We start from the raw sequence: 12,612 nt of genomic DNA on the forward strand, positions 1-12,612 counted from the left end.
TCCCGGTAGACTAGCCTCCCACGAAGTTTGCGTACGTTGACGCCGGCCCGGAGCCGTTTGCAGCCCAATGCAATTTCTTAAATTGTAAGCAACTCAATACGTTATGCTCCCTGTCTGGGGAGCGCATTCAACAGGACGTCATTCATGAAAGTAGATAATGTTCGTAAAGTAGCCATTGTTGGTGGTAACCGAATTCCTTTCGCCCGTTCCAATACGGCCTATTCCTATGCCAGTAACCAGGATATGTTGACCGCCGCCCTGAACGGTCTGGTGGATCGTTACAACCTGGCGGGCGAACTGATGGGCGAAGTCGTGGGTGGCGCGGTAATGAAGCATTCCCGTGACTTCAACCTGGTACGTGAATCCGTATTGAGCACCCAACTGGCGCCGGAAACCCCTTGCTACGATATCCAGCAGGCCTGCGGCACCGGTTTGGAAGCCGCTATTCTGGTGGCCAACAAGATTGCCCTGGGGCAGATCGATGTGGGGATTGCCTGTGGTGTGGATACCACCTCGGATGCCCCCATCGGCGTCAGCGAAGGTTTGCGCAAGATTCTGCTGGATCTGAACCGCGCGAAAACCAATCAGGATCGCCTGAAACTGATCGCCAAGATTCGTCCCAAGCATCTGATGCCCCTGATCCCTGCAAACTCAGAGCCGCGCACGGGCCTGGCCATGGGTGATCACTGCCAGATTACCGCCAAAGAGTGGGATATCCCCCGCAACGAACAGGATGAGTTGGCCTTTGCCAGCCACAAGAACATGGCGAAAGCCTACGAAGAAGGCTTCTTCGACGACATGATGACACCCTTTATGGGCCTGGATCGGGATAACAACCTGCGTGGTGATACCACGTTGGAAAAACTGGCCTCCCTGAAGCCCTGCTTTGATCGTGAGAACGGCACCATGACAGCCGCTAACTCCACTCCGCTCACTGATGGCGCGTCGACGGCGCTGCTGGCCACCGAAGAGTGGGCCAAAGAGCGCGGTTTGCCGATTCTGGCGTATATCACCTTCTGTGAAACCGCTGCCATCGATTTTGTGGGCAAGAAAGAAGGCCTGTTGATTGCGCCTGCCTATGCCGTGCCCCGCATGCTGGACCGGGCCGGTATCACCTTGCAGGATTTCGATTTCTACGAAATTCACGAAGCCTTTGCGGCGCAGGTTCTGTACACCCTGAAAGCCTGGGAAGACGAGAAGTTCTGTAAAGAGCGCCTGGGCCGTGATAAAGCCCTGGGCAGCATCGATCGCAGCAAACTCAACATCAAGGGTTCTTCTTTAGCGGCGGGCCACCCGTTCGCGGCAACCGGGGGCCGTATTATTCACACGCTGGCCAAGTTGCTTAATGAGAAGGGTTCCGGTCGCGGCCTGATTTCCATCTGCGCCGCCGGCGGCCAGGGTGTGACGGCGATTCTGGAGAAGTAAGCACGTTGTTGCGGAATCAGAGAAGGCGGCCAGTGGCCGCCTTTTTTGTGGGCGGGGCGATCTACGAAGTCACGGCAATCAGACTGTGCAGTCGGGTTACTATTCCCGAATGCCTAATGGAACAAGCTGGGCTAGGATTGCAGCAGCAACCACGAACGGCCTGTTTAGGGAGATAACATGAACCAACATTATCCAAATATGCTGAAGCCTTTGGATCTGGGCTTCACCACCTTGCGCAATCGCGTGTTGATGGGGTCCATGCACACCGGGTTGGAAGATCGCTTCTACCATATCGACAAACTGGCCAACTATTTTGCCGAGCGGGCCCGTGGTGGGGTGGGCATGATCGTCACCGGAGGTTACTCACCCAATCGGCGCGGCGATCTGTTGCCTTACGGCTCCAGTATGAACAGCAAAGTCACGGCTGTGCTGCACAAGCATGTTACCGCCAAGGTTCATAACGAGGGTGGCAAGATTGCATTGCAGTTGCTCCATGCGGGGCGTTATGGCTATACCCCCTACAGTGTTTCGCCTTCCGGCATCAAGTCGCCCATTACTCCGTTCAAACCCGCGAAGATGAGCGCCAGGCAGGTGCAGGGCACCATCGATGATTATGCCCGGGCAGCCGAACTGGCCCAGTTTGCCGGTTATGACGGCATTGAAATTATGGGCTCTGAAGGTTACCTGATTAATCAGTTTCTGGCGCAGCGCACCAACCGGCGTACCGACAAGTGGGGTGGCAGCGCCGAGAATCGTATGCGCTTTCCCTTGGAAGTGGTGCGCGCAGTGCGTAATGCGGTGGGCCCCAACTTCATCATCATTTACCGGATTTCATTGATGGACCTGGTGGACGGTGGCCAGAACTGGGAGGAAGTGGAAGCCCTGGCCAAGTGCCTGGAAGCCGAAGGTGTCAACATCCTGAACACGGGGATCGGCTGGCATGAAGCCCGTATTCCCACCATCGTCACCTCGGTGCCCAGGGGTGCATTCGCCTTTGCCACCGCCAAACTAAAGCAGGCCGTCAATGTGCCGGTGTGTGCCAGTAACCGGATCAATACACCGGAGCTGGCCGAAGATATCATTGCCAGTGGTCAGGCGGATATGGTGTCCCTGGCCCGGCCCATGTTGGCGGATGCCTATTTTGTGGCAAAAGCGGAAGCCGGTAAGGCCGACGAAATCAATACCTGCATCGCCTGTAATCAGGCTTGCCTGGATCACACGTTTAAAAACAAGCGGGCCAGTTGTCTGGTGAACCCCCGCGCCTGCCATGAAACGGAATTGCGTTATCTGCCAACCCTCCATAAAAAGAAACTGGCGGTGGTGGGGGCAGGGCCGGCAGGGTTGGCTGCGGCCACCGTTGCTGCCGAACGCGGTCATGATGTGACGCTGTTTGATGCCGATGACAAGGTGGGCGGCCAGTTCAATATTGCCAGGCAGATTCCCGGTAAGGAGGATTTCGCGGAAACGTTGCGCTATTTCTCCACCCTGTTGGAAAAGTTCAACGTCAAGGTGCAACTGAATACCTATGTGAAAGCCGATGATCTGCAGGGATTCGACGAAGTGATCGTAGCCACCGGTATCGTGCCCCGCACCCCGGGTATTCCCGGGGTGGAACATGACAAAGTGCTGTCGTACCTGGACGTGATTGCCCATAAGAAACCGGTGGGGAAATCCGTCGCCGTGATCGGTGCCGGCGGCATCGGCTTTGATGTCAGTGAGTACCTCACCCACAGTGATGCCTCTAATGACCAACAGCAATGGTATGAAGAGTGGGGTGTGGATACCCACCTGGCCCATCGCTCGGCGCTGGTGGAGCCCAAGGTGGCACCCAGCCCCCGTCAGGTGTATCTGCTGCAACGCAAGGAATCTGCATTGGGCAAGAACCTGGGTAAAACCAGCGGCTGGGTACATCGCGCCCAGCTTAAAAAGAAGAATGTGGAAATGATTGCCGGTGTGGCTTACGAGCGTATCGATGATGAGGGTCTGCACATCAGGGTCAAGGGCCAACCCCGTATCCTGCCGGTGGACAATATCATCGTGTGTGCAGGGCAGGAACCTCAGCGCGAACTGGCCCATGCACTGCAAGCCCAGGGGAAGACTGTTCATATTATTGGTGGCGCTGATGTCGCCGCTGAGCTGGATGCCAAACGGGCCATCCGTCAGGGCTCGGAGCTGGCGGCGCAACTGTAGACAACAAAATAAAACAACGAAATAAAATAACGAACGCAGGCAACCAACCGAAACCGAAAACCCCACGCCATCCTGAAAGAGTGTGATGGCGTGCCGGTTTTAGCGCCATTTGAGCCTTGAATTCCCTGCCTTAAGCCTGCCTTAAGCTTTCTTAAGATTGTTTTAAGCCTGTGCCCTTAGTCTGACCGTACCAGTTTTGTGAGGGTACTGTTGTGACTGCTGTTCTCCCTGATCAAGTCTTTGCCGAACTCGCTTTGGGCGGCGTGGCACTGCGCGTTGTGGGATACCTGCCCTGGCATGAAGGCCGGGCCAGAGTTGAGTCCTTTATCGCACGGCGCTTCCGGCAGGCACATGGTGCCTGTATCCACTCGTTTCTGCCGACCCTGATCACCCTGGAAACGGTGGCTGGTGATATCCAGGCCGCCATTGGGGTGCGCAGCGCCCATTCTGAAAAGCTGTTCCTTGAGCAATATCTGAATCAACCCATTGAAGCTGCCATCGGTCGAGAGAGCCAATCCCGTTGCCGGCGGCGTGATGTGATCGAGGTGGGTAATCTGGCCGGTGGCAGCCGCGGCATCAGTCGTTGTTTTTTCGCGGTGCTGAGTGCGGTGTTGCAGGATTGGGGTGCCCGTTGGCTGGCGTGCACCGGTACCACGGAAGTGGTGAATGTGTTTCACCGCCTGGGTATAAGTCCGCTTTCCCTTGCGCCGGCTGATCCGGCCTGCTTGGCCGATGCCGGGGCGGATTGGGGCTCTTACTATGCCCATTGCCCCGTTGTCATGGTGGGTGACATCGCGCAGGGGTTGGGCCGGGTCAGGCAGTCGGGCTTGCTGCAGCGTTGCGCTTACCAGCGGGTGGAGGTGAACCATGTCCTTATTGCTTGAGCGATTGGGTTGGCTGGCCCAACACCACGCCGACGGCGTTGCGCTGAGTAATGAGTCAACAGACATGAACTGGGGGCAGTTGCATCAGCAGGTGATTCAACTGCGCCAGGCACTATTGAACCATGCAGGCCGGGCCATTGCCCTGGTGGGGGACAACAGCCTGACCTGGGTGGTCTGCGATCTTGCGCTGCTGGGCTTGGCGGTGAGAGTGGTGCCCATTCCCGGCTTCTTTTCCCGACAGCAGTTGGATCACGTTATTGCTCAGGCCCACATTAGCCTGGTGTTGGGGCAGACAACCGATGTGGATCATTTTGCCGAGATGATCCCGCTCGATGCCGTGCTTCCGCTCAGCTCTGCTCCGGGCATCCGCCTGGGCGTGCTTCCAGCGAAGGCCGCCACGATTCAATCCTATGAAAAAGTCACCTTCACTTCGGGCAGCACCGGTACCCCGAAAGGCGTTCGTCTGGGGTTGCAAACGCTGGAAAAAACCGCCCTGGGCATAGCCGATGCCATGGCCGACGTGGCAATCAAGAGCCACTTAAGCGTGTTGCCTTTTGCCACCTTGCTGGAGAACGTGGCAGGAGTTTATGCACCGATACTACAGCAGGTAACCGTGCATATTGTGCCTCTGGCACAGCTGGGTTTTAACGGTGCCACGCACTTTAATGTGTTTGCCTTTTTACAACAGTTGCAGCGGGTTCAACCCCAGGCCTGCATCCTGGTTCCCCAGTTGTTGATGGCGCTGGTGCTGGCCTGTGAAAAAGGTGTGCCGGTACCCTCCCATCTGAAATTCGTGGCGGTGGGGGGAGGCAAGGTGGCGCAGGGCTTATTATGTCGTGCTGCCGCATTGAACCTGCCGGTTTATGAGGGCTATGGCCTGTCTGAATGCGGTTCGGTGGTGTGCCTGAACCGGCCGGCGGCCCGGCGCGCGGGATCAGTGGGCAAACCCCTGAATCACGTGGAATTGCTGTTCGACGATTCAGGCGAAATCCGGGTGCGCGGCGCTGTCATGCTGGGCTATCTGGGTGAAGCGCCCTCCACCACGGAGATTGCCACCGGTGATCTTGGCCGGCAGGACGAAGAAGGCTTCGTTTACATCAAAGGCCGCAAGAAAAATCTGTTCATCACCGCCTATGGCCGCAACGTCAACCCGGAGTGGGTGGAAGCGGAGCTGAGTTCGCATCCTGCCATTGCTCAGGCAGCGCTGTTTGGCGAGGCGATGCCGGAAAACGTGGCCGTCATCACGGTGCGTACCGGCTTTCAGTGGACGGACGTGGCAGCGGCGATTGCAGAAGTGAATCAGCGTCTGCCGAATTATGCGCGGGTGGGGCGGGCCCTGGCCGCCGACGAACCCTTTTCTCCCGCCAATGGCTTGGCAACCGCCAACGGCCGCAATTGTCGATCCAGGATTCAGCAACACTATCGTAACCGCATACACAATGGAGAACCTGTTATGTCTTTCTTTGAACAACTCAATCAACAGACAGAGCGTGCCCGCGGGTATTTACTGTCCGCGCCGGTGATTGAAGCGGTTCCCGAGGGCCGGTTTCAACTGACCGGGTACCGCTATTTTCTTGAGCAGGCGTTCCATCATGTTAAACATACCGTGCCGTTGATGATGGCGTGCGGAGGGCGTTTGCCGCAGGAAAAGGAATGGGTCCGTAAAGCATTGGCGGAATACATTGAAGACGAATACGGGCATCAGGAATGGATTCTGAACGACATTGCAGCCTGCGGAGGAGACAAGGAAGCCGTTAGAAACGGTGTGCCTGATTTCTCCATCGAACTGATGGTGTCCTTTCTGTACGACCAAATCGAAAGACAAAACCCGATGGCCTTTTTCGGCATGGTGATGGTGTTGGAAGGAACCAGTATCAAGCTGGCCACCCAGATGGGAAAGATTGTGCAACAGAAACTGGAACTGCCGGATCAGGCATTCAGCTATCTGTATTCCCATGGTGAGCTGGATCAGGATCACTTTGAGTTCTTTCGCTCACTGATGGACAAGGTAACCCAGCCTGGGGATCAACAGGCAATTATTCACAGCGCCAACATCGTCTACCGTTTGTACGGCGACATGTTGCGCAGTATTCCCCTGGCACAGGAAACCCCCGCCAACAGGGAGCGTTCATCCCATGCAGTTGCGTGATAAAAAAGTGTTACTGACCGGAGCAACAGGCGGCATCGGCAGGCTGATTGCCCGATTGCTGGCGGAGCAGGGTGCACAGTTGCTGTTGGCCGGGCGGGATCTCTCTGCGCTGCAGCAGCAGGCGGCTGAGCTGGCTGATGGTGGTGCCAGAGTGGTGGCGGTGGAACTTGATCTGGGAGCAGAAGGATTGCTGGAACAGTCGCGCACTGTGCTGGCCAAACATCAGGATATCGATGTGTTGATCAATGCAGCCGGGGTCAATGGTTTTGCTGCCTGCGATCAGGTGAGTAGCGCGCAACTGGCGTCAATCCTGGATATCAATCTGAAAGGAACCCTGCTGTTGACCACCGCCTTGCTGCCCCAGTTGCGGCGGCGGCCGGAGGCTGCGATCGTCAATATTGGATCAACCTTTGGCAGCATCGGTTATCCGGGATTTTCCGCCTATTGTGCCAGTAAATTTGGTGTGCGTGGCTACACCGAAGCCCTGCGGCGTGAACTGGCCCATACCCCGGTCAGGGTATTTTATGTGGCGCCACGGGCAACCCGCACCAGCATGAACGGGCCCGCCGTCAACGCGATGAATCAGGCGTTGGGGGTGGCCATGGACGAGCCGGAATGGGTGGCGCAGCAGATTGTGAAGGCGATGCAACACAACCGATTGAAACTGTTCCTGGGCTGGCCTGAGAAGCTGTTTGTGGTGGTGAACGGCGTGTTTTCCAAACTGGTGGATCAGGCCCTGATCAAACAACTCCCTACCATTCAACGCTATCTGAAAAAGGAGACATGAGTCATGGGAAGGTACTGCTTTTTAAGTGTGTTATTGATGCTGATTTCGCTGCACACCCTGGCCGCAACCACTGATTTTGATCAGCAATTGCTGTCGATCCAGCAACGCTGGGCACACATCAACTATGAAATACCGGAACCGCAACGGGAGAAGGCCTTCGAACAACTGGCGGTGGCGGCAGAGCGCCTGATTCAGGCCCACCCCGATCGGGCGGAGCCATTGATCTGGAAAGGCATTGTGGTGTCCACCTGGGCCGGTGCCCGTGGCGGGCTGGGCGCGTTGGGCCTGGTGAAAGAAGCCCGTGGGCTGTTTGAGCGTTCCCTGCGGATTGATCCGCAGGCGCTGGCGGGTTCCGCCTACACGTCACTGGGCAGTTTATATTATCAGGTGCCCGGTTGGCCCATTGCCTTCGGCGACGATAAAAAAGCCCGTGAAATGCTGGAACAGGCGGTAAAAATTGACCCTGCAGGGATCGACAGCAATTATTTTTACGGCGATTACTGGCTGGAGGAAGGTGACTACCGCAAAGCTAAAGTATACTTTGACAAGGCCATGCAGGCTGCCCCCCGTGCTGATCGCCCGCTGGCCGATGAGGGTCGCCGCCGGGAAATCCTGGCCAAGTTGGAAATCGTGGCGAAAAAATTACATTAAGGCAGGTTAATGCGTTTATTGCTGGTGGAAGATGATGCCATGCTGGGGCGGGGCGTTCTGGCGGGGCTGAAAAAACAGGGCTACTCGGTGGACTGGATGTCGGCCGGTCAAAGTGCCCTGCAGTGTCTGGATGAGGAGGAATACGATCTGGTGGTGCTGGATCTGGGCTTACCGGACATGGACGGCACCGATGTGCTGAAGTTGATGCGCAAAGCCGGCTGCACCACACCGGTGATTATTCTGACTGCCCGTGACAGCATCGCCGATCGGGTGGGAGGGCTGGATCATGGTGCCGATGATTACCTTGCCAAACCCTTTGATTCGAATGAACTGATGGCCCGCATTCGGGCCTTGCTGCGGCGCCGCAGCGGACGGGCTGATCGCACCATCCTCTATCGCGATATCGTGCTCTACCCGGATGCCATGCGGGTAACTTATCACGGCGCAGACGTCACGCTGCCCCGGCGCGAGTATATGCTGCTGCAGGAGCTGTTGACCAATACCGGTCGCGTGCTGACCCGGGATCAGTTGGAACAGGCGGTGTACGACATGGGGCAGGATGTGGCCAGTAACGCGATCGAGGTGCACGTCCATCATCTGCGTAAAAAATTCAGCAATGATTTGATTCGCACCATTCGAGGTGTCGGTTATCTGGTAGAGAAAGCCTGATGGGATCCATACGGCGCTTCCTGATGGTGGCTGTATCCGTGGTGCTTACCGCCGCGTTTCTGCTGGCCATGACGGCAAGCTATTTCGAGGCACGCCATGAAGTGGATGAGTTGTTTGATGCCGAACTGGCACAAACCGCCAGGCTGTTGAAATCCTCGTTTAAGCGGGTGGGCCAAAATCATGCCGCATTGGAGCAACAGCCGGACACAGTTGCCACGCCGCCCGTTGCGCCACCTGAAGTTGATTCCGATTTGGAGCGTACACTCTATGGCCATCGTTATGAGCGTAAAGTGTTGTTCCAGGTGCGCAAAGAGGAAGTGGTGCTGTTTGAATCGGATGAGTCCATGCTGCGTTTGAACCAGGCGCCCGCGCAGGGCTATACCACTGTGCGAGTTGATGGTTACCTCTGGTACTTGTTTACCCTAAAAGAAGGGCCGTATCGCTTCACGGCCGGAGAACGGGCGGATATACGGGATGAGCTGGCGGAAGAAATCCTGGCCAGTTATATGGTTCCCCTGTTGGTGAGCCTGCCGGTATTGCTGTGTTTGTTGCTCTGGATTCTGAAGCATGGCCTGGAGCCGTTGCGTGAATTGGCCGGCAATATCCGCAGCCGGGGCAAAGATAATCTTACCCCGATCCAGATGCAAAGCGTGCCCGAAGAAATCCAGCCGGTGGTGCAGGCCCTGAATCATCTATTTGATCAGGTGCGGCACTCCATCGAGATGGAGCGGCGCTTTACCGCGATGGCCTCCCACGAAATGCGTACACCGGTGTCGGTGTTGAAAGTAAATGTCCAAAATGCCTTGAACGCCGGCAGCAGTGCCGAGTGTGAACATTATTTACAGGAATTGAACCAGGGCATTGATCGCGCCAGCCGTCTGATGGAACAGTTGCTGACACTCAGCAAACTGGAACAGACAGAACTGCCTTACGAGCCGCTGGCAGTGGATCTGGTGCCCTTGTTGCGGGAAGAAATCGCTGCGTTGTATCCACTGGCTGACGCCAGGCAGGTACAGTTGGAACTGCATTGCGATAGGCAACACATTACCGTTCAGTCCGTGCCTCAGTTGTTGTCTGTTGTAGTGAAAAACCTGATTGAAAATGCCATCAAGTATTCTCCCGTTGGGGGTCAGGTGAAGGTGACTGCCCGGCAGGCCGATGAGCAGATTGTGGTGATGGTGGAAGACAGTGGGCCGGGCGTGCCGGAGTCTGAACGGCAGCGGATATTCAACCGCTTCTACCGCTTGACCGGTACGGATGTGCCCGGCGCCGGGTTGGGGTTGGCCATCGTCAAGCTCATAGTGGATATTCTGGGTGCAAGGATAGAGCTTGCCGACAGCGAGGCATTGGGTGGTTTGTGCGTGATGCTTCGCTTATCACTGGGTTTGCCGCTGAACCTGGGCCCGCTTCGGGGGCAGGCGTAACCTGCCCCGATGCTGCCGCTTACAGTTGGTGTTTCTTGATGTAGATTGAGCTGTCGCTGTCCCGCTGCTCCGCCCAGCCGGCATCGCTCAGAATGGCTTGTCCCAGCGCGTTCAGTTCAATGTACTGTTTGGCGCCTTCCCAGGTGCTGTCACCGATCATATACAGGGTGTTGTCGGTGCCCACCAGGGCGGTGCTGGGATAATCTTCATTGTAGCTGGGCCCGTTGCGGCGCATGCCGTCACCCAAGTCAAAAAAGAGGGTCCTGGCGTAGGCGTTGGCAACGGAATCCAGTGCGCAGGTGTTCAACGGATAGTAGAGATCGGTAAACTCGGAACAATAGGTGAGGGCGCTGTCGTCAGCGCTGACGACACCGGTGTAGTTGCCCCGAAATCCCCGCAAGGTGACCTGCAGCTCACCCTCGATGATGGACATGGCCAGAGGATAGTAGAAGTCGCTGGTGACCCCATTGGCGCTGCCAAGCAGGTAACCGTTAACATCATCGCTCCAGATTCGCTCACCGGTTGCGCCGCTGATTTTCATCACCAGCGTATCGCTTTTCAACAGGCTGAAGTTGCCGGTCTGCAGGTTTCCGATTTGGCCCGCAAGGTAATTGGCCCGGGTGGTGCTGATGAAAATGTCGTTGTTGTTATCGACTGTGATCAAGCTGGGTTCCAATTCAAATTCCAGTAACTCAGGATTGGCATCGGGTTCTGCGCGCATTAAATCGGAGTAATCGGAAGTAAACAACAAAGCACCTTGCGCAGACAACTTCACCAGGCCGCTGGAACACTTGATCAGGATATCCTGATTGTTGTCCGTTGTGATGGATACCGGATTGAATCCGGCAAATCGTCCGCAGAGCCCGTTCAGGCTGCTGAGTTCAACAGAACTCCACATCAGGTTCAGGTTTTCATCCAGGGCATGTAATCGCATGCCTGATTGCCATTCGTTGTCGCCCAGATAGTACAAGCCCCCGTTCGGCATGGCGGCGATCTGCAAGGGAGTGCCGGTCAGCGGCAGATTGTTGGTGAGATTGCCGTTCACATCAAATTGCTGTAGCTCACTGGCAATATCGTTATCCAATCGGTATCGATTCAACAGAATGATTCGACCCTGATCCAGGGCTGCTTCTGTCCAGAGAGTTGTATCTTCATTGCTGAGCTGTTGCAGCGGGCTGCCATCGGCCGCCGATGCCAGGTGGAAACTGCCGGAGAGTTGTATTCCGGTCAGCCAGTCGTTGGTGGTTTCAATAAGGATGTGATTGTCATCCACGGGCAGGATGTCGTGAACGTGGGTCACTCCGGGCAGGCTGTTTTGCCACACCAGGTCGCCGCTGCTGTTGTACTTAACAATCAGGCCACTGTAATCGAAATTGGCATCCTGTGGCTGGGCGCGGTGACTGCCCACTACATAAAGATTACCTTGCGCATCCAGTGCGGCATCCACCGCGATGTTGGCGTCCGCGGAATCGTAGGTGGCCTCCCACAACAGGGATGATCCACCACAGGCGGATATTCCCATTGCGAATAAAGTTGAATACACATAGCGTGGCGTTTTGGATAATCGTTCCATCGATTGTTCTCGCTTTATTTATTGTGATTATAAAATTTACAGAGGTGCACGATTTACAGAGGTGCCCAGTGGTCACCTCTGTTAGCGGAGTGTATTACAGAAAGGCCGGTGAAGGTAACGGAATAAGGCTGATAAAACAATCAGATGTCGTCGTCTGTTTTCCGGTTGTCCTTGAAGGTGCGCCAGCCACTGATCATGGTGCTCACCATGGATTGGCGGGACATGATGTCCTCGCGAATTGCCACATACACGTGCATGATGATAAAGCAGATGATCACCCACATGATCAGGTGGTGCCAGGTGTGGACATCCTGGCTTTGGCCAAACAGGGGGATGATCCAACTGCTGAACCACTGGTACTGCCAGCTGCCCATGCCGGTGCCTTCTCCATAAAGGGCAAATCCGGTGAAGATCATAAAAACGGTTCCCCACACCAACATGAAATGCATAAACAATAGTGCCAGTGGATTGTGGCCCACGTACTTCAGCGGCTCTTTGGTGAGAAACGCATACCATTTCGCCTCATGCAGGACGCCCGACCACCAATGCCGGTTCAGCAATGGGGGCAGAAACAATTGCCGGGCGTGCTCGTTACCGACAAAAGCCCAGTAGATACGAAACAGAAAACCAATGGCCAGAATGTAACCTGCCGCGAAATGCGCGAAGCGGATGTAGCCCATCAGGAAGTGGTCGCTGGCTTCGCCGGCCACGGTGGGCAGCGGGCTACCGATAAAGTAGCCCGTCACACACAGTACCGTAATGGCCAGCGCATTAACCCAATGCCAGATGCGGATGGGGGCCTCGTACACATAGACGGCGGGTTCGGACCGGTAGGCGGTGTCTTGGATCGTCATGGCAGC

Annotated in this window: 10 protein-coding genes; 8 read left to right on the plus strand and 2 right to left on the minus strand. The window is 56.0% G+C overall.

Features of this window, described 5'->3' with window-relative positions; genetic code table 11:
• The first annotated feature begins 144 nt into the window (after nt 1-144).
• The 8 genes from D9N13_RS04400 (at nt 145) to D9N13_RS04440 (ending at nt 10,179) form a co-directional block, all read left to right on the plus strand.
• Nucleotides 145-1,425 carry an acetyl-CoA C-acetyltransferase gene (locus D9N13_RS04400; RefSeq protein WP_290586384.1) on the plus strand — a complete coding sequence of 427 codons (1,281 nt, stop codon included), beginning with the start codon at nt 145-147 and terminating at the stop codon, nt 1,423-1,425.
• Between the two features lie 177 nt (nt 1,426-1,602).
• On the plus strand, nt 1,603-3,615 hold the full coding sequence (locus D9N13_RS04405) for an NADPH-dependent 2,4-dienoyl-CoA reductase (RefSeq protein WP_290586387.1): 2,013 nt from the start codon (nt 1,603-1,605) through the stop codon (nt 3,613-3,615).
• Nucleotides 3,616-3,827: 212 nt separating this feature from the next.
• Nucleotides 3,828-4,499 (plus strand): thermostable hemolysin, encoded by a 672-nt coding sequence (locus D9N13_RS04410; RefSeq protein WP_290586390.1) that lies wholly within the window; start codon nt 3,828-3,830, stop codon nt 4,497-4,499.
• The gene (locus tag D9N13_RS24220; protein ID WP_317622448.1) at nt 4,483-6,648 is read left to right on the plus strand and encodes an AMP-binding protein; all 2,166 of its coding nucleotides are present in this window, start codon (nt 4,483-4,485) and stop codon (nt 6,646-6,648) included. Before D9N13_RS04410 ends, D9N13_RS24220 begins: the two co-directional genes overlap by 17 nt.
• Nucleotides 6,635-7,435: an SDR family oxidoreductase gene (locus D9N13_RS04425; RefSeq protein ID WP_290586393.1), complete on the plus strand. Its 801-nt coding sequence runs from the start codon at nt 6,635-6,637 to the stop codon at nt 7,433-7,435. The genes D9N13_RS24220 and D9N13_RS04425 overlap by 14 nt, the downstream gene beginning before the upstream one ends.
• Nucleotides 7,436-7,438: 3 nt before the next feature.
• A complete protein-coding gene (locus D9N13_RS04430) occupies nt 7,439-8,086 on the plus strand; it encodes a tetratricopeptide repeat protein (RefSeq protein ID WP_290586396.1) in 648 nt (215 codons plus the stop codon).
• Between the two features lie 9 nt (nt 8,087-8,095).
• Nucleotides 8,096-8,755, plus strand: a complete 660-nt coding sequence (locus D9N13_RS04435) for a response regulator transcription factor (RefSeq protein WP_290586399.1) — start codon at nt 8,096-8,098, stop codon at nt 8,753-8,755.
• Nucleotides 8,755-10,179, plus strand: a complete 1,425-nt coding sequence (locus D9N13_RS04440) for an ATP-binding protein (RefSeq protein ID WP_290586402.1) — start codon at nt 8,755-8,757, stop codon at nt 10,177-10,179. The genes D9N13_RS04435 and D9N13_RS04440 overlap by 1 nt, the downstream gene beginning before the upstream one ends.
• 19 nt (nt 10,180-10,198) lie before the next feature.
• On the opposite strand, the gene D9N13_RS04445 is transcribed toward D9N13_RS04440, so the two are convergent.
• Nucleotides 10,199-11,752, minus strand: a complete 1,554-nt coding sequence (locus D9N13_RS04445; protein ID WP_290586404.1) for a hypothetical protein — start codon at nt 11,750-11,752, stop codon at nt 10,199-10,201.
• A gap of 140 nt (nt 11,753-11,892) precedes the next feature.
• Entirely contained in the window at nt 11,893-12,606 is a 714-nt protein-coding gene (gene cybH / locus D9N13_RS04450) for a Ni/Fe-hydrogenase, b-type cytochrome subunit (protein ID WP_290586407.1), read from the minus strand.
• Between the last annotated feature and the right edge of the window lie 6 nt (nt 12,607-12,612).

This window comes from Ketobacter sp. GenoA1, from assembly GCF_003671475.1.
Lineage (GTDB): Bacteria > Pseudomonadota > Gammaproteobacteria > Pseudomonadales > Ketobacteraceae > Ketobacter.